This window comes from Haloferax sp. Atlit-6N (assembly GCF_003383195.1).
In the GTDB taxonomy this organism is placed as follows: domain Archaea; phylum Halobacteriota; class Halobacteria; order Halobacteriales; family Haloferacaceae; genus Haloferax; species Haloferax gibbonsii.
This window is the reverse complement of the sequence record NZ_QEQJ01000001.1, coordinates 1,067,358-1,089,539: the sequence shown is the minus strand read 5'-3', so window position 1 is coordinate 1,089,539 and position 22,182 is coordinate 1,067,358. Positions and strand designations below refer to the sequence as shown.

26 protein-coding genes and 1 tRNA gene are annotated in these 22,182 nt (G+C 67.8%); 12 read left to right on the top strand and 15 right to left on the bottom strand.

The genetic code is table 11. The features are described 5' to 3' along the window. Positions 1-6 precede the first annotated feature (6 nt). Positions 7-396: a hypothetical protein gene (locus tag DEQ92_RS05600; RefSeq protein ID WP_115820516.1), complete on the top strand. Its 390-nt coding sequence runs from the start codon at positions 7-9 to the stop codon at positions 394-396. Between the two features lie 23 nt (positions 397-419). On the opposite strand, the gene DEQ92_RS05595 is transcribed toward DEQ92_RS05600, so the two are convergent. The 4 genes from DEQ92_RS05595 to DEQ92_RS05580 all read right to left on the bottom strand — a co-directional run bounded on the left by DEQ92_RS05595 (position 420) and on the right by DEQ92_RS05580 (position 6,719). Continuing rightward, positions 420-3,038, bottom strand: a complete 2,619-nt coding sequence (locus DEQ92_RS05595; RefSeq protein ID WP_115820515.1) for a PAS domain S-box protein — start codon at positions 3,036-3,038, stop codon at positions 420-422. Further along, the gene (locus tag DEQ92_RS05590; RefSeq protein ID WP_115820514.1) at positions 3,035-4,489 is read right to left on the bottom strand and encodes an ATPase domain-containing protein; all 1,455 of its coding nucleotides are present in this window, start codon (positions 4,487-4,489) and stop codon (positions 3,035-3,037) included. The genes DEQ92_RS05595 and DEQ92_RS05590 overlap by 4 nt, the downstream gene beginning before the upstream one ends. A 117-nt stretch (positions 4,490-4,606) precedes the next feature. Then, complete coding sequence (locus tag DEQ92_RS05585) at positions 4,607-5,833, bottom strand: orc1/cdc6 family replication initiation protein (RefSeq protein WP_004972987.1); 1,227 nt, start codon at positions 5,831-5,833, stop codon at positions 4,607-4,609. A gap of 610 nt (positions 5,834-6,443) precedes the next feature. Further along, entirely contained in the window at positions 6,444-6,719 is a 276-nt protein-coding gene (locus tag DEQ92_RS05580; RefSeq protein WP_049913366.1) for a hypothetical protein, read from the bottom strand. A gap of 214 nt (positions 6,720-6,933) precedes the next feature. Between DEQ92_RS05580 and DEQ92_RS05575 the strand changes: the two genes are divergently transcribed. The 4 genes from DEQ92_RS05575 to DEQ92_RS05560 are packed head-to-tail and all read left to right on the top strand — an operon-like array spanning position 6,934 to position 10,221. After that, on the top strand, positions 6,934-7,893 hold the full coding sequence (locus tag DEQ92_RS05575; protein ID WP_115804571.1) for a DUF4129 domain-containing protein: 960 nt from the start codon (positions 6,934-6,936) through the stop codon (positions 7,891-7,893). Further along, complete coding sequence (locus tag DEQ92_RS05570) at positions 7,890-8,462, top strand: hypothetical protein (RefSeq protein WP_115820513.1); 573 nt, start codon at positions 7,890-7,892, stop codon at positions 8,460-8,462. Before DEQ92_RS05575 ends, DEQ92_RS05570 begins: the two co-directional genes overlap by 4 nt. Continuing rightward, positions 8,459-9,727 carry a DUF58 domain-containing protein gene (locus DEQ92_RS05565; RefSeq protein ID WP_050458693.1) on the top strand — a complete coding sequence of 423 codons (1,269 nt, stop codon included), beginning with the start codon at positions 8,459-8,461 and terminating at the stop codon, positions 9,725-9,727. The genes DEQ92_RS05570 and DEQ92_RS05565 overlap by 4 nt, the downstream gene beginning before the upstream one ends. Beyond that, positions 9,715-10,221: a hypothetical protein gene (locus DEQ92_RS05560; protein WP_004972979.1), complete on the top strand. Its 507-nt coding sequence runs from the start codon at positions 9,715-9,717 to the stop codon at positions 10,219-10,221. The genes DEQ92_RS05565 and DEQ92_RS05560 overlap by 13 nt, the downstream gene beginning before the upstream one ends. 27 nt (positions 10,222-10,248) lie before the next feature. Here the strand turns inward: DEQ92_RS05560 and DEQ92_RS05555 are convergent, their stop codons facing one another. Beyond that, positions 10,249-11,199, bottom strand: a complete 951-nt coding sequence (locus tag DEQ92_RS05555; protein WP_115820512.1) for a MoxR family ATPase — start codon at positions 11,197-11,199, stop codon at positions 10,249-10,251. A gap of 203 nt (positions 11,200-11,402) precedes the next feature. On the opposite strand from DEQ92_RS05555, the gene DEQ92_RS05550 reads away from it, so the two are divergent. Beyond that, positions 11,403-11,487 (top strand) — tRNA-Ser (locus DEQ92_RS05550). A 50-nt stretch (positions 11,488-11,537) separates the two neighbouring features. Here the strand turns inward: DEQ92_RS05550 and bluB are convergent. Beyond that, positions 11,538-12,209: a 5,6-dimethylbenzimidazole synthase gene (gene bluB / locus DEQ92_RS05545; protein WP_115820511.1), complete on the bottom strand. Its 672-nt coding sequence runs from the start codon at positions 12,207-12,209 to the stop codon at positions 11,538-11,540. A 104-nt stretch (positions 12,210-12,313) separates the two neighbouring features. Between bluB and DEQ92_RS23780 the strand changes: the two genes are divergently transcribed. Beyond that, positions 12,314-12,475, top strand: coding sequence for a hypothetical protein (locus tag DEQ92_RS23780; protein WP_007275755.1), 162 nt, complete (start codon positions 12,314-12,316; stop codon positions 12,473-12,475). Between the two features lie 103 nt (positions 12,476-12,578). Further along, on the top strand, positions 12,579-12,758 hold the full coding sequence (locus DEQ92_RS05540; protein WP_004972970.1) for a hypothetical protein: 180 nt from the start codon (positions 12,579-12,581) through the stop codon (positions 12,756-12,758). A gap of 92 nt (positions 12,759-12,850) precedes the next feature. Here DEQ92_RS05540 and DEQ92_RS05535 read toward each other — a convergent pair whose 3' ends face one another. Further along, the gene (locus tag DEQ92_RS05535) at positions 12,851-14,389 is read right to left on the bottom strand and encodes a (R)-citramalate synthase (RefSeq protein WP_004972964.1); all 1,539 of its coding nucleotides are present in this window, start codon (positions 14,387-14,389) and stop codon (positions 12,851-12,853) included. Between the two features lie 225 nt (positions 14,390-14,614). Continuing rightward, positions 14,615-14,962 (bottom strand): DUF192 domain-containing protein, encoded by a 348-nt coding sequence (locus DEQ92_RS05530; RefSeq protein WP_115804576.1) that lies wholly within the window; start codon positions 14,960-14,962, stop codon positions 14,615-14,617. A 102-nt stretch (positions 14,963-15,064) separates the two neighbouring features. Here DEQ92_RS05530 and DEQ92_RS05525 point away from each other — a divergent pair, with 102 nt between their 5' ends. The 3 genes from DEQ92_RS05525 (at position 15,065) to DEQ92_RS05515 (ending at position 18,336) form a co-directional block, all read left to right on the top strand. Beyond that, positions 15,065-15,589 (top strand): hypothetical protein, encoded by a 525-nt coding sequence (locus DEQ92_RS05525; RefSeq protein WP_115820510.1) that lies wholly within the window; start codon positions 15,065-15,067, stop codon positions 15,587-15,589. Positions 15,590-15,704: 115 nt separating this feature from the next. Then, a complete protein-coding gene (locus DEQ92_RS05520) occupies positions 15,705-16,256 on the top strand; it encodes a GMP synthase subunit A (RefSeq protein WP_004972959.1) in 552 nt (183 codons plus the stop codon). Between the two features lie 166 nt (positions 16,257-16,422). After that, complete coding sequence (locus DEQ92_RS05515) at positions 16,423-18,336, top strand: DUF2070 family protein (RefSeq protein ID WP_115820509.1); 1,914 nt, start codon at positions 16,423-16,425, stop codon at positions 18,334-18,336. 111 nt (positions 18,337-18,447) lie between these two features. On the opposite strand, the gene DEQ92_RS05510 is transcribed toward DEQ92_RS05515, so the two are convergent. From DEQ92_RS05510 to DEQ92_RS05485, 6 genes are all read right to left on the bottom strand, one after another. Next, positions 18,448-18,654, bottom strand: coding sequence for an HVO_0649 family zinc finger protein (locus DEQ92_RS05510; RefSeq protein ID WP_050458698.1), 207 nt, complete (start codon positions 18,652-18,654; stop codon positions 18,448-18,450). A gap of 182 nt (positions 18,655-18,836) precedes the next feature. Then, positions 18,837-19,091 carry a DUF3194 domain-containing protein gene (locus DEQ92_RS05505; protein WP_004972953.1) on the bottom strand — a complete coding sequence of 85 codons (255 nt, stop codon included), beginning with the start codon at positions 19,089-19,091 and terminating at the stop codon, positions 18,837-18,839. Further along, positions 19,092-19,475, bottom strand: coding sequence for a prefoldin subunit beta (locus tag DEQ92_RS05500; protein ID WP_004972952.1), 384 nt, complete (start codon positions 19,473-19,475; stop codon positions 19,092-19,094). Between the two features lie 43 nt (positions 19,476-19,518). Then, a complete protein-coding gene (locus DEQ92_RS05495) occupies positions 19,519-19,788 on the bottom strand; it encodes a KEOPS complex subunit Pcc1 (protein WP_004972949.1) in 270 nt (89 codons plus the stop codon). Position 19,789: 1 nt separating this feature from the next. Further along, the gene (locus DEQ92_RS05490) at positions 19,790-19,924 is read right to left on the bottom strand and encodes a DNA-directed RNA polymerase subunit P (protein WP_004044283.1); all 135 of its coding nucleotides are present in this window, start codon (positions 19,922-19,924) and stop codon (positions 19,790-19,792) included. A gap of 33 nt (positions 19,925-19,957) precedes the next feature. Further along, a complete protein-coding gene (locus DEQ92_RS05485; protein WP_004972948.1) occupies positions 19,958-20,227 on the bottom strand; it encodes a hypothetical protein in 270 nt (89 codons plus the stop codon). Positions 20,228-20,329: 102 nt separating this feature from the next. On the opposite strand from DEQ92_RS05485, the gene DEQ92_RS05480 reads away from it, so the two are divergent. Then, positions 20,330-21,334 (top strand): NAD-dependent epimerase/dehydratase family protein, encoded by a 1,005-nt coding sequence (locus DEQ92_RS05480; RefSeq protein WP_115804579.1) that lies wholly within the window; start codon positions 20,330-20,332, stop codon positions 21,332-21,334. Positions 21,335-21,372: 38 nt separating this feature from the next. Here DEQ92_RS05480 and DEQ92_RS05475 read toward each other — a convergent pair whose 3' ends face one another. Continuing rightward, positions 21,373-22,098: a DUF2103 domain-containing protein gene (locus tag DEQ92_RS05475; protein WP_050458699.1), complete on the bottom strand. Its 726-nt coding sequence runs from the start codon at positions 22,096-22,098 to the stop codon at positions 21,373-21,375. Positions 22,099-22,182 lie beyond the last annotated feature (84 nt).

Sequence of the window (22,182 nt, the reverse complement as noted above, 5' to 3'; positions counted from 1 at the left end):
CCGACCGTGTCAGCGTCACCGGAGCCGGCGGACGCGGACGCGCCCCCAGCGCTTGAACGGGCGGCCGTTCGCCTTCGCCTCGTCGGCACCGCGGCCCTCGCGGGCGCGCTCGTCGCCGCCGTCTGGCTGGTCGCCACGCTGGTCGTCGGTGATTTCGCGGGGAGCGTCGAGACGACGTTCGCGCTCGGCTCGCTCGCGTTCGGGTTCGGCCTCCTCGGCTGGTCCGGGGCGGTCGCGCTCGGCCGCGGTATCGAGTCGATGCAGACGCACCTCGACACCGGAACGGGGTGGACGGAAGCGGACGCTCGGCGGGCGATGGCCCGGATTCTCGGGTTCGGACTCGGCGTGATGCTCGGGGCGACGACGGTCGGTACGGCCGTCTCCGCCGTCGCCTGAGTCCGCCGAGCGAAGCCTCGGCGTTAGGCTCTCGGCAGTCGAAGCTCGATGAGCGCTCCGTGCGGGTCGTTGTCCGCGATGTGAATCGAGCCGTTGCTGTTCGTCACCGCCCAGCGGACGAACCAGAGACCGAGCCCGTTCGTATGTCGGAGGGGCGATTCTCGTCCCGTCATAATCGATTCGCGTTCGAGCCGGGGAACGCCCGGTCCGTTGTCCGTGACGCGGAGGACGACCTGGTCTGCGGCGTCGTCCTCGAAGACCGAGAGTTCGATTTCGACGCCGTCTCCGCCGTAGACGACGGCGTTGTCGACGAGTTCGTTCACCGCGAGTTCGAACGTCGTGTGGGCTCGCGCGTTCGCGACGCCCGGTGCATCGACGGTGATGGTCGCCTCGGGGTAGCTGAGCCGCGCGCCCTCGACGACGTTGCGAACGCAGTCGGCGACGTTCTGTGGTTGCACTCGCTCCGCCACGTTGGGGTCGAGCGCGGAGCTGAACTTCCGGGCCGTCTCGGCGAGCGAGAGGAGTTCGCTGGTCGCCCGCTCGATGGCCGCCGCCGACTCGAGCACGTCGTCGTCGTCGGTGTGTTCGAGCACCATCGCCGCGTGCGCCTGCGCGATGTTCATCTTGTTTCGGAGGTTGTGTCTGATGACGCGGTCGAGGACGGATAGCCGCCGTTCGCGCTCTTGGAGTTCGGTCACGTCGCGGCCGACGCAGACGATGCCCTCGAACTCGTCCTCCGAAGACTTCGCCGCGATAGTCGTCTGAAACCGTCGCTCCGCGCCGTCTCGGTCGACGACGACCGTCTCCATGGTCTCTTTGTCGCTGTCGCCCGCGAGAAGCGACGCGATGGACTCCAACAGCGCTTGCGAGTGGTGCTCGCCGAACACCGTCGAGACGTGTTCGCCGACGAGGTCGTCGGGGTCGCGGCCCAGCAGGTCGGCGGTCGCGCTGTTCGCGAGGACGAACCGGAGGTTGTCGTCCAGCGTGTAAATCGGGTCCGCGGTCGTCTCGACGATGCGCTCGTAGCGTTCCAGCTCTCTCGACCGGGCCTTTCGCTCGGTGATGTCTTGGACGGTTCCTCGGAAGACGGGGGCGTCGGTCTCCCGCGTCGCGACGCCGCGGACGTTCACCCAGCGCATCTCGCCGCTCGCCGTCTCGAGGCGACATTCGAGTGACTGTTCTTCGCCGGTTTCGACGAGCCGTTCGAACCCCGCTCGGACCTTGGGCTCGTCTTCGGGGTGGTAGAACGAAAACGCCTCCGAGAGGTCGAACACCGTCCCCGGCTCGACGCCGAGGAGCTCCGCGAGCCCGCTCGTGAACAGCACCGCTCCGCTCTCCGTGTTGACCTCCCACGCGCCGACCGAGGCGATCTTCTGGCTCTGGTCGAACAGGTCGAGCAATCGCTCGCGCTCGCGCTCCTGTCGCTTCTGTGCTGTCACGTCCTCGATGGCGGCAATCACGCCGACGTGCTCCCCGTCGCTTCCGGTCAGCGGAGCGGCGTTGACGACGAGCCACCGCCGCTCGTCGTCGACGCCGATACCGTGTTCGAAGTTCGTGACCGTGTCGCCGGTCTCTCTCACCCGGTCGAAGGGGAGGTCGTCGCGGTCGAGCGGCTCCCCGCGTGCGTCGACGAGGTCCCACTCGGGGGCGTCGTACGACTGTCCGAGCACGACCGACCGCCGCAGACCGAGGACCTCCTGGGCCGCCTCGTTGGCGCGCACGATAATCCCGTCGTCGTTGAGGACCGCGATGCCGACCGGACTCGTCTCGAAGAGCTGTTTGAGCGTCTGGGTCTCGTGGATGAGCTGGTTCTTGAGCGCGTGGCGGACGGTCGCGTCGGTCTGGAACCCGACGAAGTGGGTGAGCTCGCCGTCCTCGTACACCGGCGATATCTTCAGTTCGTTCCAGAAGGGCGTCCCGTCCTTTCGGTAGTTCGTGAGACTGACGGCGACGCTCTCGCCGGCTTCGATCGCCTCGTGGAGTAGCTCGACCGGCTCGGTGTCGGTCTCTTCGCCCTGTAGAAACCGACAGTTCCGACCGAGCACCTCCGAGCGGTCGTAGCCGGTCATCTCCTCGAAGGCGTCGTTGATGTACGTGAGCGGCTGGTCGTCGTCGGCCTCGGTGATGGTGATGCCGACGGTCGCGCTGTCCATCGCGCGGCGGTACAACGCGAGTTGGAGCGACTGCCGCCGGGTCTGGAGGAGCGATTCGACCCGCGACCGGATGACCGCCTTCGGCGCGGGCACCGCGAGCACGTCGTCCGGAACGTCGTCGAGCCGTCGCGCGGCGACGGCCTGTTCGTCTTGGGCGACCGTCAACAACACCGGTACGAACCGGTCGTCGGCGTCGGCTTTGCGCTCGGCGAGCGCGTCGGCGACGGCCGAGTACGTCGCCATGTCGACGATACAGAGGTCGAACTCCGGGAGCGGGTCTTCGCCTGCACCTTCGTCTCCGTCTTCGCCTTCGCCTCCGCCTCCGCTTTCGCGGCCGCGTTCCCAGACGATGACCTCGTACGCGTCGAGGAGTTCAGCCAGTAGCTCGCGGTCGCGAGCGCCGCGGACCGCGAGGAGTATCCGTTCGTCCCCGGACGCGTCTCCGGCGGAACGTGTGTCGTTCCGCGACGCGTCTTCGCTCACGGTCACTCATCCTCGTTCCACGTCGGCGTCCCCGTGAGGATGCCTCGGAGTTCGTCCAGCGGTTCGCCGACGACGATGCCGTCGCTCCCGATTTTGAACGACCGGAGCGTCGGCTCGAAGGAGCCGAACCGCTTTTTCAGGACGCCGATGGCCTTGCGAATCTCGCCGCGCACCTCGATGTACCGGATGAACAGGATGTTGTCCGCGAGGTAGCTCACGTGGTTGTCGGAGGCGTGGAACGCGCCGGTGACCTGCTGTACCTCCTCGGTCAGCACGACGGTGACGCCCATGTTCTTGAGGTACCGCGCCAGCGCGTGGAGTTCGCGGCGGATGTCGCTTCGCTCGTCGGTGAGGCTGAGTTGGTAGCCGGCCGTGCCGTCTATCATCACGAACTCCGTGCCGTTCGCCTCGACCTCGGCGCGGACTCGGTGGGCGAACTCGTCGGTCGAAATCGAGAGCGGTTCGACGGCGTCGACCCGGAGGTTCCCCGACTCGACGAGGTCGTCTATCGGGATGCCGATGGACTTGGAGCGGTGCCGGAAGCTCGATTTGCTCTCTTCGAAGAGGTAGACCGCGGCGCGCTCGCCGCGGTCGGCGGTCGCCCGCGCGAACGCGGCTCCGGTGGTCGATTTCCCGACGCCGCTCGGGCCGCTGATGAGCGTGATGCTCCCGCGCTCGATGCCGCCGCCGAGCAGGGTGTCGAGGTCGTCGATGCCGGACGAGAGCGGTTCGATGGCGAACTCGCGGTGGTGCGACCCGGGGACGAGCCGCGGGAAGACGCGTATGCCGTGGTCGCCGTCGATTCGCATGGCGTGCGGCCCCGTCTGGGAGTCCGACCCGCGGAACTTCTCGACGCGAACCGACCGTCCCTCCTCGGACCGCAGGAGCGACAGCGACCCGTCACAGAGGTACGCGAGCGTCTCGTCGGTGTCGTCGCTCGACGGCTGGCTCGTGAACATCGTCGTCGTCCCCGACTGCTTGAGGTAGCTCAGGAGCGACGAGACGAGTCGACGGAACTGGTACTTGTCCGACGAGAGCCGGCCGAGTTGGCTCAGCGGGTCGATGACCACCCTGTCGGGTTCGCGTTCCTCGATTGCCGCTTTCAGTTCGGCCGTCGTCGATTTCCCTTCGACCTCGCTCGGCGACAGCATCGTGTACGCCTCGTCGTCGAGGAACGCCTCGGGCGACGGGCTCAGGTCGAGAATCGGCACCGCGGAGAGGTCGAACCCGAGCGTCTCGGCGTTCGCTCGGAGGTCGGCCGCGGACTCCTCGAAGGAGATGAAAAGCACGTCTTCGCCGCGTTCGACCCCGGTGGACAGGAAGTGGTAGCCGACGATGGTCTTTCCCGCCCCGGACGCTCCACGGACCATGTACGTCCGGTTCGGCAGTAGCCCACCGTCCAGCACTGTATCGAGTCCGGAGATACCCGTAGAGAGTCGTGGCGAGAGATTCGTCATGCTACTCACGTCTCACTGGCACACTAAGAAACTACCACCGTCTGAGAATGGCGTGTCGCGTCTCAGAACAGCACGCCTCAGAAAAAGGTCTCGGGAGGCCGCGGCGTCCGGTGGGGTTCAGACTGCCTCGGCCTGTTTCGCAGTCTTCCGAATCTCGTCGAGGACGGAGTCGAGAGCGAGCACGTCCGAGAGCGCTTCCATCGCGCTGGCGAAGGGGACGTCGAGCGCGTAGCTGTAGTAGTTCCCGCGCGAGCCGGTGCGGTTCTCCTCGGCCGAGAGGATGCCGAGCATCCGGAGGTCAGAGAGGTGGTTGTGGACCGACCGCTGGGCGAGCGGGTCGATGCCGGCGGAGTTGCACAGCCGGAGGTACTCCTGATAGAGGTCGCGCATCCGACACGGCGTCTCGTCGTGGGCGGCCTTCGAGACGACCGCGAGGAGCGCGAAGTGACCGTTTTCGGTGAGTTCGCGCATCCCCTCGACGACGCGCTCCTGTTCGAGTTTCTGCCGGGCGATGTCGACGTGGTCGAGCGTGATTCGCTCGTCGTCTTTGTTCTCGGCGTGTTCGCCGGCCAGTCGGAGCAGGTCGAGCGCCTGTCTCGCGCTCCCGCTGTCGCGGGCGGCGAGCGCCGCACAGAGGTTGAGCACGCCCTCCTCGCAGGCGTCCTCGGCGATGGCGACCTCAGCCCGCGATTCGAGGATGTTCTGCAGTTCGGGCGCTTGGTACGGCGGGAAGTGCAGTTCGCGCTCGCAGAGGGTGTCCTGCACGCGCGGGTCGAGTTGGTCGTGGAACTTGAAGTCGTTCGAGATGCCGATGAGGCCGACCTTGGCGTCTTCGAGCTTGCCGTTCGAGCGCGCCCGCGGGAGTTCGTAGAGGAGTTCGTCGCGGTCGCCGATGGAGTCCACCTCGTCGAGGACGATGAGAACCGTTCCGCCCACGTCGTCCAACTCCTGAAACAGCTTCTTGAAGACGGTCTGTTGGGGGTAGCCGGTCGAGCTAATCTCCGCGCCCGGTGGCCGAAGCTCGTTGACGAGTTCGACCGCCACCTGGTACGAGGAGTTGAGGGTCTTGCAGTTGATGGAGATGACGCTGAGGTCGACGTCGTCGTACTGCGAGACGTCTTCGAGGAGCATCTCGAGGAGGAACTCGGTGACCGCGGTCTTCCCCACGCCGGTGTTTCCGTACAGGAAGACGTTGTTCGGCTCCCAGCCGTCGACGACCGGTTGGAGCGCGTCCATGTACTCCGAAATCTCGTCGTCGCGCTCCTCGATGCGCTCGGGCTTGTAGGACTCCCCGAGGGCGTCCTTGTTGGTGAAGACGTTTTGTTTTCGCTCGAACCGGCGCATTAGCGTCGGTCCGTTGTGGCGTCCCCTTATTTAAAACCCCGATTTCATCTGATTCATGTGAATTGCGGCGGCGGTGTCGTCGGGTGATGGGCGGCGTGTTCGGGTCGGAATCGTCGCCTTCTAACTGACCCTCGGTACCGCATACCGTGGTTCGTGTGAACTCGTTTGAACAGACACACACCACTTTTGCAAGTGAATAGGAGGATACGAGAGTAGCTAGTAGAACAACAGAGCGCGAGTTCAACTAAAGCGTTGACATGTCTCGGTGCCCGCGGTGCAGTTTGTAGTCAAACGGTTCTGTCGTGAACGGCCCGTAAACGGTCCAGTTCGGGAGAAATCACCTGCAACGGTGGTGGGTGACGACGTTCGAGTCGCGACCGAGTTTCACTTGCACCCGTGCTCTCTCCGAGTGCCCGCCGATGGCACCCCTTCTCGGCGTTACCACGCTTCACGTGCAACGGTGGTGTCTGTGTGTCTCCCCAGCCCCTCCTTCCCACCGCCAATTCACTTGCAAACGTGGTGTGTGGGTGTCGTGCCTCGGCTTTCGTCCGCCGTACCCGCGGGTGGTTCACTTGCACGGGTGGTCTGTCTCGTCTCTTTCGAATGGTTACTATCCCACAATCTGAGTAATCTCAAGAACCTGAAGTGAGAGAAGTGCCACAACACCCAAAACGACAGCCCAGAACCCTATGTCGCCAATCTCGAAGTCGGATGGAGAGCCAGTAGTCATCTCGTATACGGATGCACTCGCCAGTCCTATTCCAGCGATGCTACCCAAAATGATTGGTAGGCTTGTGCTCCCGTCGGCGAGAGCGGAGATTGATTCGATTGCGAAGGCTGCACCATATATCGCCAGGAGTGCGTTAAATACGTAAAATCGTTCCATGCCGTAGTAGTGCTAAAGTATTAACATAAATCACGAGGCCGAGTGTGTGACCGACTCGCGCGATGTATTCAGCACGGCCTCGACAAGCTAGCAGCGGTTGAGGAGTTTAGCAGCAACATCCGGTCCGGTCGGGTACCGAGGTGACGTCGCTCACGTCCCGACGACCGCTTCGTCCCTCGAAATGTCTTTACCCCGCATACTGTTACCTACCATCGTGGACCGTTCCGCCCTCCGCGCACTCGCGCTCGCCCTCCTCGCGGTCGTCGCCCTCTCGGTCGTCGCCGCCACCATCGATTCGACCGTCGTCAGCGACGGCGGTCCAGTCGGCTTCGGTGGCGGCGAGACCGGGGGCGCAGTCGCTGGTGACACAGACGAGACCGGCGTGCAACCGACCGGCGGGTCGTTCGACGGCCTTAGCATTCCGACGCCGTGTCTCCCGTGGTTGCTCTCGCCCGGAATCCTCGCCGGGGTCGCCCTCGTCTTCGTCCTCCTCGGCGCGTACGCCTACCGAGAGACCGGCTCGTTGCTCCCGCCGCTCGCCATCTTCGTGGCGCTCGGCCCGCCGGTCGTTCTCCTGTTCGCCCTCCTCACGGCGTGTCGCCGCGAGTTTTCGTTTTCGTCTCGCGCCGCGGCCGCCGCGCGCAACGTGTCGTTTCTCCCCGCCGGCGGCGGCGGCAGTCTCGGCGACGGCGGCGCGGCACAGGCCGTCTCGCCGCCGACACTCCTGTTCGGCCTCCTGTTGGGGGTCGCGCTCGTCGTCGCGGTCTTCCTGCTCGTCACCGGGACCAGCGACTCGCCCGCGGCCGACGACGAAATCGACCCGGCTGCCGAGGAGGAGGGACCGAACGTCGCCGCCGTCGGCCGGGCCGCCGGGGCCGCGGCCCAGCGCATCGAAGACGGTGACGCCGACGTGGAAAACGAAGTGTTCCGCGCGTGGGGAGAGATGACGGCGCTCCTCGACGTACCGAACCGCCGCGCCGCGACGCCGGCCGAGTTCGCGGATTCCGCCGTCGACGCGGGCATGGACCGCGACGACGTGGGCGACCTGACGACGCTGTTCGAGGAAGTCCGCTACGGCGGCTTCGAGGCGACGCCGGAGCGCGAGCGCCGCGCGGTCGACGCGCTCAGGAACATCGAAGACACCTACGCCGACGCGACGGGGGACGACCGATGACGCTCGCGCGTCGGCTGTTCTTGCTCGTCGGCGTCGTCGCCACGGCCGCGGGCTTCGCGGTCGTCGCCGGCGTCTCGCTCGGCCTCGAACTGACGGACATCTTTCTCGGTCTCGTCGCGGCGCTCGCGGCGCTTCAGGGGCTTCGGTACGTCCAGCACCGCCGCGAAACCCCGATGAACACCACGGTCACCGGCGACCCGGAGGCGAGAGTCGCGGTCCCGATACCCGGCTCCGACTTCGACGACGACCTCGTGTCGGCGATGGGTCGACACACCCACTGGGCCGCCCGCAAGCGAGTCGTCGACCGACTCGAAGCGCGGGCGAAACAGGCGCTCGTCGCCCGCGACGGCCGCGCCCCCGAGGAAGCGACCGCGCTCCTCGACACCGGCGGCTGGACCGACGACCCGGTCGCCGCGCGCTTTCTCGGCGCGTCCGTCTCGATTCCGCTCCGACAGCGCGTCCGGCTCTTCCTGTCTGGACAGTCGTCGCTCACCGACCGCGCCGGGCGAACCGTCGCCGCGATAGAGCGAATCGGCACTGACGACGGTCCCGCGGGTGAGCGCCGATGAGCCGCGGGTTCGACACCGAACGCTGGACCGGTCTCGACGGCCTCGTTCTCGTCGCGGCCGGCGCGGGCGTGTTCACCCGCGAGGCGTCGCTGCTCCTCGCGGCCGGCCTCGGCGTCGTCGTGCTCGGCTACGTCCGGGTCGCGGCGATTCCCGAGGTGTCGCTTCGCGTCGAGCGCGACCTCTCGGACGCGACGCCCGACCCCGACGACGAGGTCGAGGTCACGCTCCGGGTCACCAACGAGGGGTCGCGGACGCTGTTCGACCTCCGGGTCGTCGACGGCGTCCCGCCGGCGCTCGGCGTCGCCGACGGCCCCGCCCGACTGGGGACGGCGCTCAGGCCGGGGGCGACCGCGACGGCGACCTATACGGTCACGGCCGTCCGCGGCGAGCACGCGTGGGAGGAGACGGTCGTCGTCGTCCGCGACCCGAGCGGGGCCGTCGAGTCCCGCGAGACGGTCAGCGCCGAGACGACGCTCCGGTGTGAGCCGGAACTCGCCGCGACCGCCGACCTGCCGCTTCGCGGCCTCACCTCGAAGTACGCCGGCCGCGTCGAGACCGACGTGCCGGGGTCGGGACTGGAGTTCGCCTCCATCCGCGAGTACCGCCACGGCGACCCGATTCGGCGCATCGACTGGAACCGCCGCGCCCGCACGGGCGAACTCGCCACGGTGGAGTTCAGAGAAGAGCGCGCCGCGGCCGTCGTCCTCGTCGTCGACACCCGCCCGGAGGCGCACGTCGCCCCCGACGACGAGGCGGAGACCGCGGTCGAGCGCTCCGTCGACGCCGCGAGCGTCGCCTTCTCGGCGCTCCTCGACAGCGGCGACAGCGTCGGCGTCGCGGCGTTCGGGCCCGACGAGTGCTGGCTCGCCCCCTCGTCGGGCGCCGACCACCGCGCCCGCGCCCGTCGGCTGTTCGCGACCCACCCGGCGTTCGCGCCGACGCCGCCGGACGGGGCCTTTTTCCCCTCCGTCGCCGTCCGCCGGCTCCGGCGTCGGCTCGCCAGCGACGCGCAGGTCATCTTCTGCTCGCCGCTCGTGGACGACTACGGCGTGTCGGTCGCCCGCCGCTTGGAGGCCTACGGCCACGCCGTGACGGTCGTCTCGCCCGACCCGACGACGACCGCGACCATCGGCGCGCGACTCGCGCGCATCGAGCGCGACCTGCGGCTCCGCGAACTCCGGCGGAGCGGCGTCCGCGTCCTCGACTGGGGTGACGAACCGCTCGGCGTCGCGCTCGCGCGGGCCGAAGCGGGGTGGTCGCGGTGAGCGAAATCACCCGCAAGCCGACCCGGACGGGGACCGCGATGGCGCTGTCAGTCGCCGGGCTCACGACGTTCACGCTCGGCTTCACCACGTCGACCGCGGCGGTCGGCGGCCTCGTCGCGACGGTCGCGCTCGCCGCCGGGCTGTTCCGGGGCTCGCGGCGCATCGTCGACGCCGCGGGCGGGCTGTTCTTCCTCTCGCTTCTCTTCGCGGGCGCGAGCGGGGCCGGAACGGAGGCGCTCCTCCTCGCCGCGCTCGGCTCGATACTCGCGTGGGACATCGCGGAGAACGCGCGGTCCGTCGGCGAACACCTCGGCCGCGAGACCGACACGCTCCGGCTCGAACTCGTCCACGCGGCGGCGACGCTCGTCGTGCTCGCGGTCGGGGCAGCGGTCGTCTACGGCGCGGACCGGGCGGCCGCCGGGGGCCAGCCCATCACGGCCGTCGTCTTACTGCTGGTCGGGGTGGTCGCGCTCGTGACGGTCGTCACGCGCTGAGCGGCGTGTCCGCCGCACGGCTCCCACTCACTCCAGCGTCGGCACGGTCACCCGGCCGAGCACGTCGTCGACGACGTCCGATTTCTGCACGTCCTCGACCCGCGCGTCCGGGGTCAAAACGAGCCGGTGGGCGAGCACGGACTGCGAGACGCGTTTCACGTCGTCGGGCGTGACGAACGCGCGGCCCTCGATGACGGCACGGGCGCGGGTCGCCTCGAACAGCCGTTGGGTCCCGCGGGGCGAGACGCCGATGCGGACTCGGCGGTCGGTGCGCGTCTCCCGCGCGAGTCTCGCCATGTATTCGAGCAGGTCGTCCTCGACGCGGACCGACTCGGGCGCGCGGCGGATGGCGGCGACGGTGTCGCGGTCGAGGACGCGCTCGACGCTCGGGCTCTGTTCGCTCCGGCCGGCGCGCCGATGGAGGAGTTCGACCTCGCCGTCGAGGTCGGGGTAGCCGATGGCCGACTTCACGACGAACCGGTCGACCTGCGCTTCGGGGAGGGTGAACGTCCCCTCCTGTTCGACGGGGTTCTGCGTGGCGATGACGAAGAAGGGCCTCGGGAGCTGGTGGGTCTCGCCGTCGACGGTCACCTGTCCCTCTTCCATCGCTTCGAGGAGCGCGGCCTGCGTCTTCGGCGGCGCGCGGTTTATCTCGTCGGCGAGGACGACGTTCGCGAAGATGGGACCCGGCGAGAACTCGAAGGTCCGCTCGCGTTCGTCGTAGATGTTCGTCCCGGTCACGTCGGCGGGAAGCAGGTCCGGGGTGAACTGCACGCGGGAAAACGACAGTCCGAGCGCGGTGGCGACGCTCCGCGCGGTGAGTGTCTTTCCGGTTCCCGGGACGTCTTCGAGGAGGACGTGGCCGCGGGCGAGGACGCCCGTCAGGACGGTTTCGAGGAAGGCTCGGTCGGCGATGACGGCCTCCGAGATGGCGTCGAGCACCTCGGTGCACGTCTCGCTGGCCGTGTCGATGTCCATACACCTCCCGGGTCTGCGTGCGACTTATTCCCATTGGTCGGCGGCGCTCTGGTCGGTCACTCGCCGGTCGTCGGTCCTGCCCGCCCCGCCCCGCCCGGACGCAGTTGGGCCACAGACTCGCCGACTGCGTCCGTGTGAGTCCTCGTCGCGGCCCTCGGAAATCGAAACGGATTAAACTATCCGCGAGAGAGACAACGATGGAAGCCGAGGTAGCCTAGCCCGGCCAAGGCGGTAGATTCGAAATCTACTGTCCATTCGGACACGTGAGTTCAAATCTCACCCTCGGCGCTTCTCGCGGCCACAACATTTCGAGCGGCGCGTCTCGTCGCGCCGCCGTCTCACTCGTCGATGTCCTCCGCCGACCCGGACTCCCACCGTTCTCGATGGACGAGTTCGCTCGTGTCGAGACGCTCGCGCCACCCCTCTCGCTGAAGCACCGGCTCCTCCGGGAAGCCGGCTTCGGGATAACCGACGCAGAGATACGCAATCGGCTCGACGTGGTGCGGAATCCCGAGCACTTCGCGGACCTCGTGCGGGTAGAGAAACGACACCCAGCCGACGCCGACGCCTTCGGCCCGCGCGGCCAGCCAGAGGTTCTGCACGGCGAGGCACGTCGAGTAGGCGTCCATCGCCTGCATCGTGTTGCGCCCGAGGACGTGCGGCGCGTCCCGCGTCGGGTCGCAGGTGACGCAGATGTTCACCGGGGCGTCGGTGATGCCCTCCAACTTCAGCCGGCCAAACTCCGATTTCCGGGGCTCTCGATAGCCCTCGCGGGCCGCCGCAATCGCCCGCTCCGCGATGGACGCGACGGCCGCCTTCGTCTCGGCGTCCTCGACGACCACGAAGTCCCACGGTTGCGAGAAGCCGACGCTCGGGGCGTGATGCGCGGCGTCGAGCAGTCGCGCCAGCGTCTCCTCCGGAACCTGATCGTCGCCGAACCGCCTGATATCCCGCCGCGCGTATATCGACTTGTACACTCCCGACCGCTCGCGCTCCGTGAACCCAACCATCGTTTCGGTAGTCCAGACTGGATTGCAAATCGGTTCTGATACGCCAGACGGCTCACGCTTCGCCTGCCAAAATAGTTACTAATCAGACACGAATGGTGGACCGTATGGACGCCACACTCGAACACAGACTCGAAGTCATCATCGCCCTCCTGTTCCTGTTGCTCACCATCGAGGTCTACCGACTTGCCGGCTACTTCGGCGTCGCGTTCGTCATCGTGGCCACTCTCATCACCTTCGGACTGGGCTCGAAGCCGAGTTCGACCTGAGTCACGCTCTCCCCCGCGTGAGCGCCTCCCCCGCGCAGTCCCTCGATTTCACTTTCACTCTACTAGGATGCGATACATATCCCCTGCCCGCGTCGGCCAACGTATGAGTGCGAACGTAGCAAGCGCGGACACGAGCGAACGGGACGGGACGCGACGCATCGACGTGACGACGGTCCGGACCGGCCGCGTCGCCGACTTCGCGGAGACGGAACTCGGCGACGCCGCTATCGGGTTCGAGCGCCGGGGCGGCTGGACCTACCTCGTCGCAAAAGACACGCAGTAAGTCGGTGTAGACTGCGGTCTCAGAGCGAACTCGGTCACCCGCGAGCAAGGCCCGGAGAGCGGGAGCGGGCGCGAAGAAGCGGGGTCGTTTTCTCAGTCGTCGGCCGACGCGGGCGTCGGCGACGTGTGATTCGGCGCGAGCAGTCGGTCCAGCGCGTTCACCATCGCCTGGACGCTCGCCCGCGTGATGTCGGCGTGCGACGCCGCGACGGTGACGCTTCGGTCGCCGAGCGACATCGTCACCTCGACGGTCACGACGGCGTCGGTGCCGCCGGTGATGGCGTCGACGTGGTACTCGTCGAGTTGGGCGTCGGCGTTGGGGCCGAGCGCCTCGCGGACCGCCTTCACCGCGGCGTCGACCGGGCCGGACCCGGTGCCGGAGGCGACGCGTTCTTCGCCCTCGACGCGGAGGCGGACGCTCGCGGTCGGCGTGCCGCCGCCGGAGGCGGCCGTGAGGTCGAGCAGTTCGACCTGTCGGGCGCGCTCGCGGCCCTGGACGTCTTCTGCGAACGCGAGGAGGTCGGCGTCGGTGACGCGCTTGCCGCGGTCGCCGAGTTCCTTCACGCGCTCGACGACGGCCGCGACTTCCTCGTCGGTGGCGTCGACGCCGTGTTCGTCGAGGGCGGCCTTGACGCCGGCGCGGCCGGCGTGCTTCCCGAGGACGAGGCGGCGCTCGCGGCCGACCGTCTCCGGCGGGTACGGCTCGTACATCGCGTCGTCCTTGAGCGTCCCGTCGGTGTGGATGCCGCTCTCGTGGGTGAAGGCGTTCTGGCCGACGACCGCCTTGTTCGGCGGGAGCGCGACGCCCGTGGCCTGTGCGACCTTCTGGGCGAGCGCGTAGAGTTCGTCGAGCTTCACCGACTCCACGTCGTAGCAGTGGTCGAGCGCGATGGCGACCTCTTCGAGCGCCACGTTGCCGGCGCGCTCGCCGATGCCGTTGACCGTGGTGTGGACGAGGTCGGCCCCCGCGGCGAGGCTGGCGTGGACGTTCGCCATCGCGAGGCCGAGGTCGTCGTGGGTGTGCGTCGAGGTCGGCCCCAGTTCGGCGAGCCGAGAGACGACCTCGTAGGTGTGTTCGGGGCTCGTGTGGCCGACCGTGTCGGCGAAACAGAAGCGGTCGGCACCGGCGTCGTGGCTGGCGCGCGCGAGCGATTCGAGGAACTCCGGGGCGGCCCGCGAGCCGTCTTCACCGATGACCTCGACCCAGAGGCCGTGGTCCTTGGCGTAGGCGACGAGTTCGTCGGTGGTCTCGACGACGTCCTCGCGGGTCGTCCCGACTTTCGACTCGACGTGTCGGTCGCTCGCCGGCACGACGAGCGTGACGCCGTCCACGTCGCAGTCGAGCGCGAGGTCCACGTCGTTCTGGACGCCGCGGGCGAAACTCGTCACGGTCGCGTCGAGGCCGAGCGACGTGACGCGCTTTATCGTCTCGCGCTCGCCGGGGCCGGTGCAGGCGCTGCCGGCCTCGATGTAATCGACCTCCGCACGGTCGAGCGCGCGGGCGATATCGGCCTTCTCGGCCGGCGTCAGCGAGACGCCGGGGGCCTGCTCGCCGTCGCGGAGCGTGGTGTCTAGAAGCTGTACTGAATCAGAAGTGCGTAGCTCGGGGGTCTTCCCGAATCGTTCGTTCACGGTAGAATCGTGTCCTTGTAGGTTAGAACCGTCGAATTTCACAGCCAGCCGTCTCGCGACGACTTACTCTATCCTCCGTCGGTGTGGTAGGTCCCGACATAGTAGTTGAACACATATGTCGTCGAGTGTATAAAAGAGATGGTTCCGACAGAAATTGGTGTCTCGACGGGGGCGTCGTTGGAAGCGTGTTCAGTCGGTGGCTCCCGCGGCTGTCGGTTCGAACGCCTACTCGGAGAGTTCGACCAAATCGCCGGGTTCCACGTCGTCGGCCGCGCCCGCGGGGAGTTCGATGATGGTGTCGGCCATGCCGAAGCCGATACCCGTCCACGCCGACAGTCGTTTTTTCTTCGTCACCTCGTCGCCGACGAGCCAGAGCGCGTCGATGTCGAACGGGACGAACACCATGTGGAGGCTGTGGCGGTCGGCGTCGTCGAACCGGAACACGAGGGCGTAGTCGTCCGGCACGGAGCCGCGGAACATCAGCCCGCGCGCCTGCGAGAGAAACGAGTCGGCCGTCTCGACGTCCGACGCGAGTGTCGATTGGGTTCCGTTCTGTCGGTGGACGAGTCTCACGACGCCGGCTTCGACGGCGCGCGTGATGAATCCACCGCCGAGACGGCGGGTCGTCCGCCGTCGAGAGCAACGTTTAGGCCCGCCCCGCCCCGAACGCGCCCCATGGAGCGGACGCCGACAGGGACGCCCGTGGGAGTCGACGACCCCTACGACCACGCCGGTCGCTGCGACTACCTCACGAGCGACGGCGCGTGTCGCCTCGCCCGCGAGTACGCCGACCGCGACCCGGCGTTCGCCCGCGAGCGCGCCCGAGCGAATTACGAGTGCGTCGCGGCCGCGGAGGGCTGTGACTTCCGCGACTGCCCGCACTACGCGTCGACGACGAACGGCCGCGAGTGCGTCCGCTGCGGCCTCGAAGAGGTTCGCATGGCCCACGACTCGGCCGCCCGCCCGTTACTCGAAGAACACCACCTGTCGTACGGCGGCCGCGACGGCGACGAACCCTCGCACGAGATTACGGTCGCGCTGTGTCGGTGGTGCCACACGAAGGTCCACAAGTCGTTCGCCCGCATCGACGACGACGCCTCGCCCGACGTCGAGGCACTCGCCGAGCGGGAGGGCCGCCGGACGAAGGAACTCGACGAACTCGGATTTCAGACGGCCCGGGACCGCGCCGGCGACGAGTGAGTCGCCGTGGCGACTCTCGCCCCCAACCACCTCCGACGTGCCAATCTGATGCACGGATACGCGTATCTCGACCACTCTTCGATTGACTTTTAGGCACGGTGGTCCAATCCGGGACATGACCCGCATCGTCGTCATCGACAACCACGGGCAGTTCACCCACCTCGAACGGCGCGCGCTCCGCGACCTCGGCGTCGACACCGAACTCGTCGACAACGACACCGACCCCGCGGACATCGACGCGGACGGCATCGTCCTCTCCGGCGGCCCCGACATGGACCGCATCGGCCGCAGTCCCGACTACCTCGACCTCGACGTGCCCGTCCTCGGTATCTGTCTCGGCATGCAGATTCTCGCCGAAGAACTCGACGGCCGCGTCGGCTCCGGCGACTACGGCGGCTACGCCGACGTGGACGTGGAAATCCTCGACGAGGACGACCCGCTCATCGGCTCGCTCGCCCCCGAGACCCGCGTCTGGGCCAGCCACGCCGACGAGGTCAAGGAGGTCCCCGAGGGCTTCACCCACACCGCCACGAGCGACGTGTGTACCATCGAGGCCATGAGCGACGCCGACCGCGACCTCTACGGCGTCCAGTGGCACCCCGAGGTCGCCCACACCGACGAGGGCGAGGAAGTCTTCGAGAACTTCATCGACATCTGCGAGCAGTAGGCCGTCTCGCGGTCCGCGGCGACTCGCGTTGGTCTGTCGCCGCGACCAGACTCTCCCCGCCGCCGCGGGAGAAAATCGCATCCCGGCGACACGACGCGGTCTCCCACGGTCGTTCCTCGGAAGCAAGCCGAGACATTTACCGGCCTCCGTTCTGTCTGTTCGGGAAATGACCTCCACCCAGAGCGACCTCGCTGGGCTCTCGCGGTTCATCTTCCGCGCGCCCAGCTGGTACACGAGTCTCGGGTTCGCCCTGCTCGTCGCCGCGATGGCGGGCATCGGGGCGTTCGACTCCGGGGACCTCGCCGGCTCGTGGCGGGGTATCTTCTTCCTCGGCAGAGACGCTTGGGAAGGCATCTTCTTCATCGGGATTCCGACCGTCGTCGCGGCGTTCGGGACCACCGGCGTCGACCGGTTCGTCGGCGGGAAACTGACGCACAACCGCTCGTCGCTCCTCGCGCTCGCCGGCGAGGTAATCATCGTCACGTTCCTCACCGGGGCCGCCATCGTCTCCGTCTTCACGGGCCTCGGCCAGACGTTCATCTTCGACGCGCTCGTGGTCGCCCTTGCGTCGGTGTTCGCCTTCCGCCTGCTCATCGTGATGGCCGTCTCGCGGTCGTCGCTGCTCATCGCGGCGGTCCCGGCGAGCATCCAGACCCTCACGTCCGCCGCGCTCCTGTTCGTCTACAGCGGGACGCTCCGCTTCTTCGAGGTCGGCGGTCCCATCCTCGACGCCTATCTGATGCCGTATCTCGCCCGTCCCGACCGGGCACCGCCGGAGCTGTCGGCTATCGCGCTGAGCCACTTCCAACTCCTCGCTATCACCTGCGTGGTGTACGCTCTCGGCGTCTACGTCTTCCTCCGCATCGTCGACCGCCCGTGGCGTCGGAGCCTCGGGGTGTCGGTCCTCGATTTCATCCGCGGCTTCATCGGCCACATCGCCGAGGGCACCCGCGAGCTTGAGGACTTCTTCGAACAGCTCGGCCAAGAGGCAATCGTCCCCGTCACCGTGCTCTCGTTCGAGCGCGAGGACGGCACCGAGAAGGCCCGCTTCGTCCTGCCGATGATTCACCCCGGGCCGATGGGCGAAATCGGCGGCGGCAACTTCCCCGAACGCGTCGCCCGACGCGCCGAGGGCCTCGCGTTCCCGCCGCACGCGACCGCCGGCCACGACTTCAACCTCGTGACCGAGCGCGAGGTCGACGTGGTCCTCGACGCGGCCGACGACGCCTACGAGAACATCGAGTACAGCTCCGACGTGACAGAAAGCGTCCGCGTGCAGTCCGGCGACGCGAAGATGCTCGGCCAGCGCTTCGGCGACGACGCGCTCCTCGTGTCGACGTACGCCCCGCAGTTCGCCGACGACGTCGAGTACGCGGTCGGCCTCTCGGCGTCCGCCGAGGCCCGCACGAGCGGCCTCCGGGACGTGCTCCTCGTCGACGCCCACAACTGCAACAACGGGCTCCAAGGGGCCGACCTCGGCCACGTCACCCCGGGGAGCAAGCGGTCGTTCGACATGATTACCGCCGCCGGACTCGCGGGCGAGGAACTCTCGGCGTCGTCGCACGACTCGCTCTCGCTGGGGACGGCGTTCGACCCGACCGACTGGACGCCCCGGGAGGGCATCGGGCCGCTGGGCATCCGCGTGGCCGCGACGAGCGTCGGCGACCAGACGACCGCGTACGTCCTCATCGACGGGAACAACATGGAACCGGGGCTGCGCGACCGCATCGTCGAGGGACTCACGACCGGGCCGAACGCGAAAGCCGACATCGCCGAGGTGATGACGACCGACACGCACATCGTCAACACCGTCGAGGCGGAAAATCAGGTCGGCGCGGCCATCGACCCCGACGAACTCCGCGAGACCATCGAGCGCCTCGTCGACGAGGCGCTCGCGGACGCCGAACCCGTCGTCGCCGGCATGGCGACCGAGCGCGTCGAGGTGACGATCTTCGGCAACGACCGCACCGAGACACTCGCCAGCCACGCCAACGTCGTCGTCTCGATGGGCGGGGCGCTCGCGCTCGCGCTCATCCTCGCGGCGATGGCCGTCAGCCTGCTCGTGTTCTTCCTCGCGTAGGCGACTCGCCGCCGCTCGTCGCCCTCGCCTTCGCTCTCAGTTCCGCTCTCGCCGCCGGCCGCGTCGCCACTCGCGGTTCGATTCCAGCGACGAGCGAACCCCCCCGTCGCACTACTTCAGCGAGAGCGTCCGCGTCTCGATAGCGCCGCAACTCGGACAGACCCGCCGGTAGAACACGCTCGACCCGGTCGTCTTGGCGGACCACTCACCGTCGCTGTCGGTGAAGCCACACTTCGAACAGGTGAGGTCGTCCTCGCTGTATCGCTCTCGCAACCGGTCCAGTGCGGTCGTCCCTCTCGGCGTCCTTCTGATTGACATGAGGTAACATACACCACAATCATGTATAATTGTGTCGTGTGTTCCCACACCCACGGCCGGTGATATTTGCGGAATCCAAAACTCAATCTGCAAATCGACGGCGCTCGCTCTGCTCGAGGGTCGAGTCGGCGGCACCGCTCACCGGGAAAACCGAGTGCGGGGGGTGCCCGCGAGAACGTCCCTTACTCTTCGTCGGCGGCCGCGAACAGTTCGTCCACGGCCTCCTGCGCCGTCAGCGCCGCCTCCTCGGCGACGGCTTCCGCGTCGTCGGCGTCGTCGGGCGCGTTGACGTACACGTCCACGTCGAGGACGCCGTCTTCGAACGTCACGGTGACGTCGAAGTCCTTGACGCGAGACTGCTTGAAGCGGGCGAAGATGAGGCCCTCAGCCGCCTCCGCGGCGGTCTGGACCACTTCTTCGTCCGTCGGCTGTGGCATTTACGCGCCGCCGGGGCCCATCGGACCCGCGCCGCCCGCGCCGCCCTGGAGCATCTGCTGGAGCTCTTCCTGCAGGCTCTCGAACTTCTCCTGCACGCGCGTCTCCTGCTTCGTGAGCTGTTCGACGCGCACTTCGAGGCTCTCGACCTTCTCTTCGAGGTCGTCCTTGGCCGCTTCGTAGTCGGTCTCGATGAGGAGTTCGCCGACCTCGCGGTACATCTTGGAGTCAGCGTCGATTTCCTCGAGCGTGGTGAGCGCCGTCTGTGCTTCGTTGAGCGCGGTCTCGGAGGACTGCTTCTGCTCGGAGACGTTCTGGGCGGTCTCCTGAAGGTTCTGCAGTTCTTCGAGCTTCTCTTGGGCTTCCGGCGGCAGACTTCCCTGCATACCCGAACCGACGGGACGCCGGCCCTAAAACACCCGCGGTCTCCTACGCGGACCCGGACAGTGGCTCGCCGACGTCCGCGACGCGCTCTGCGGTCTCGACGAGGCGTATCCACGAGTTCAGGCCCGCGCGGAGCGCGACGAGGTCGTCGGCCTCGACGGTGACGACGACGGTCCGTCCCTCGCGGTCGACGCGGGCACCCGACCGGGCGTCGTCTATCTCGCCTTCCTCGACGGCGACGCTCCGCTCGACGACGCGTGCGCGCCGCTCCTCAGAATAGTCGAATTCGAGCGAAGCGCTGTGCGCTGGACGCACGCTACTCGACGGCGACTTCTTTGACGTTGGGGGACCGCTCCTTCAGGAGGACGCGGTGCCCGCAGTACGGACAGCGGACGCCACCGAACTCGTCCAGTTCGACATCGCGCTTGCACCGGGAACACTTGTAGCTCATTGTGAGATGTGAAGAGTCGAGGCTACTTGGGAGTTATTCGTCCTCGCCGGTGAGCGCGGCGCGGATGGAACGGCGGACCTGCTTGCCTGCGGGGGTCTGCGGGCGGTAGGTACCGCCGGTGAAGACCTCGCCGGTCTCTTCGTTCTTCCAGATGCCGGTTCCGACGCGGGTGACGTCGTCGCCGTCGACTTTGGAGTTGCGCATCTCTGCTTCGATTTCCTTGACGCGGCGTCGAGCGACGCGGCCGTACCGCGCGCCGAAGCGCCCGGAACTACCGACGGATCGAGCCTTCTTGTCGGCCATAGTACCGCGAACTACCTCGCCGGTATGGATAAACCCTACGAGTCGTCTCGGCATGTGACGGGCCTAGACACCGCTTTGTCGCCGGCGCGCGTACGGGAGACCATGACACAACACGTGGTGGTCGGTGCCGGCCCGGTCGGACTCGCGGTGATGGAACAGCTCAGGGAGCGCGGGGCGGACGTGGCCGCGGTGACGCGTCACGAACCCGACTACCTCCCCGAGGGCGTCGAGAGCCGCCTCGCGGACGTGCTCTACCCCGACCGCGCCGTCGCCGCGTTCGCGGACGCGGCTGTCGTCTACCACTGCGCCCAACCGCCGTACGACGAGTGGCCCGAACTGTTCCCCGACCTCACCCGCGGCATCGTCGCGGGAGCCGAAGCCGCCGGCGCGCGCCTCGTCGTCGCCGAGAACCTCTACATGTACGGCCCGGTGCAGGTCCGTCTCACCGAGGACCTCCCGTACGCCGCCACCGGCCCGAAGGGACAGGCCAGAGCCGAGTGCGCCGACATCGTCCTCGACGCCCACGAGGCGGGCCGCATCGAGGCCACCATCGGCCGCGCCAGCGACTTCTTCGGCCCGCGCGTCCGCGAGTCGGCCGTCGGCGAACAGGTGTTCGGGGCCGCCGTCGCGGGCAAGCGCGCGAAGGTGTTCGGCGACCCGCGACTCGCCCACACCTACACCTACGTCCCCGACTTCGCGCGGGCGCTCGTCCTCCTCGGCGAGCGCGACGAGGCCCTCGGCGAGGTCTGGCACGTCCCGAACCCAGAGACGGTCTCGACGCGCCGCTTCGTCGACCTCGTCTACGAGGCCGCCGACGTCGACCCCGGCTTCCCGCGCATCATCGCCGCTCCGGGGCTCGCGCTGACCCTCGGCGGCTACCTGAGCGCGCCGCTGAAGGAACTCTCCGAGATGCGCTACGCCTTCGAGGAGCCGTACGTCGTCCGCGACGCGAAGTTCCGCGAGACGTTCGGCGACGCCGTCGAACCGACGCCGCTGCGAGACGCCATCGCCGAGACGGTCGCGTGGTACGAGACACAGCGCGACGAAGCCGAGACGGAGCCGATTCACATCGAGACGGTTTCGGAGGGGGCCGCAGAGTCGGCCTGAGTCAGCCACTCGATTCCGGCCCGGCGTGTTTTCCTCCGCTACGTGTCTTGTAACTCGTCTTCTCGCAGCGCCTCGTTCAGGTCGTCGCGGACGCGCTCGCCCGTCTCGCGGTTCATCGCCGTCGTGACGATGCGGTTCTCCTGGACGCTCGACCCGTCTCGCAGGAGGAGTCTGACGTTGCCGTTGTCGTCGGCGCGGGTGACCTTCGCCCGGAGCCCCGTCCGCGACCCGGTGCCCCCGGCGTCGATGGGACCGGGAATGACCTTCTTGACGTGCGGGTGGCCGGCGACGACGCCGATCGCCCGGCGGCCCCGTCGCCCGCCGATGAGCGTGCTGTGGCTCCCGCCCAACTTCTCCGCGGGCGGGATGTCGACGACCTCCAGCGTCCGCTCGCCGCGGGTGTCGAGGACGCGCTGGACCGGATTGTCGTCGGAGACGCGGTAGAACTCGTGGTGGAGTTGGGCGCGCGTCTCTCGGAGCGGGTCGCGCTCGCCCGCGGCGTACACGGTCTCGGGGCGCTTGCGCCGAATCTCGTCGGCGACGAGACCGGCGAAGTTGCGGAGCTGGACGACCTTCGTCTCGTCGTCCGACTCGGGAATCGTCGTGACGGTCGTCTCGCCGAGCACGTCCTCCTCGTCGAGAAACGTCAGCGTCGCGCGGTCGGCCTCGAAGACGGCCACGACGGCGTCGCAGTTGGCGGTGTTGCAGGTGAGACAGTAGTCTCCCGGCTTCTCTAACGGGTTTCCACACCGCCGACAGTGCATATCGACGTGTCGGGCGTGCGCGTACAAAAGGCCGTTTATGCGGGTCGGTCCGGACGTGCAGCGGTCCCCGACGCGCGGTTCGCC

Bases quoted from the DNA above. Each gene is read 5' to 3' on its own strand.
- DEQ92_RS05590 (WP_115820514.1), bottom strand. From the start codon at position 4,489: ATGACGAATCTCTCGCCACGACTCTCTACGGGTATCTCCGGACTCGAT.
- DEQ92_RS05585 (WP_004972987.1), bottom strand. From the start codon at position 5,833: ATGCGCCGGTTCGAGCGAAAACAAAACGTCTTCACCAACAAGGACGCC.
- DEQ92_RS05580 (WP_049913366.1), bottom strand. From the start codon at position 6,719: ATGGAACGATTTTACGTATTTAACGCACTCCTGGCGATATATGGTGCA.
- DEQ92_RS05570 (WP_115820513.1), top strand. From the start codon at position 7,890: ATGACGCTCGCGCGTCGGCTGTTCTTGCTCGTCGGCGTCGTCGCCACG.
- DEQ92_RS05565 (WP_050458693.1), top strand. From the start codon at position 8,459: ATGAGCCGCGGGTTCGACACCGAACGCTGGACCGGTCTCGACGGCCTC.
- DEQ92_RS05555 (WP_115820512.1), bottom strand. From the start codon at position 11,199: ATGGACATCGACACGGCCAGCGAGACGTGCACCGAGGTGCTCGACGCC.
- bluB (WP_115820511.1), bottom strand. From the start codon at position 12,209: ATGGTTGGGTTCACGGAGCGCGAGCGGTCGGGAGTGTACAAGTCGATA.
- DEQ92_RS23780 (WP_007275755.1), top strand. From the start codon at position 12,314: ATGGACGCCACACTCGAACACAGACTCGAAGTCATCATCGCCCTCCTG.
- DEQ92_RS05540 (WP_004972970.1), top strand. From the start codon at position 12,579: ATGAGTGCGAACGTAGCAAGCGCGGACACGAGCGAACGGGACGGGACG.
- DEQ92_RS05525 (WP_115820510.1), top strand. From the start codon at position 15,065: ATGGAGCGGACGCCGACAGGGACGCCCGTGGGAGTCGACGACCCCTAC.
- DEQ92_RS05520 (WP_004972959.1), top strand. From the start codon at position 15,705: ATGACCCGCATCGTCGTCATCGACAACCACGGGCAGTTCACCCACCTC.
- DEQ92_RS05515 (WP_115820509.1), top strand. From the start codon at position 16,423: ATGACCTCCACCCAGAGCGACCTCGCTGGGCTCTCGCGGTTCATCTTC.
- DEQ92_RS05510 (WP_050458698.1), bottom strand. From the start codon at position 18,654: ATGTCAATCAGAAGGACGCCGAGAGGGACGACCGCACTGGACCGGTTG.
- DEQ92_RS05505 (WP_004972953.1), bottom strand. From the start codon at position 19,091: ATGCCACAGCCGACGGACGAAGAAGTGGTCCAGACCGCCGCGGAGGCG.
- DEQ92_RS05500 (WP_004972952.1), bottom strand. From the start codon at position 19,475: ATGCAGGGAAGTCTGCCGCCGGAAGCCCAAGAGAAGCTCGAAGAACTG.
- DEQ92_RS05490 (WP_004044283.1), bottom strand. From the start codon at position 19,924: ATGAGCTACAAGTGTTCCCGGTGCAAGCGCGATGTCGAACTGGACGAG.
- DEQ92_RS05485 (WP_004972948.1), bottom strand. From the start codon at position 20,227: ATGGCCGACAAGAAGGCTCGATCCGTCGGTAGTTCCGGGCGCTTCGGC.
- DEQ92_RS05480 (WP_115804579.1), top strand. From the start codon at position 20,330: ATGACACAACACGTGGTGGTCGGTGCCGGCCCGGTCGGACTCGCGGTG.
- DEQ92_RS05475 (WP_050458699.1), bottom strand. From the start codon at position 22,098: ATGCACTGTCGGCGGTGTGGAAACCCGTTAGAGAAGCCGGGAGACTAC.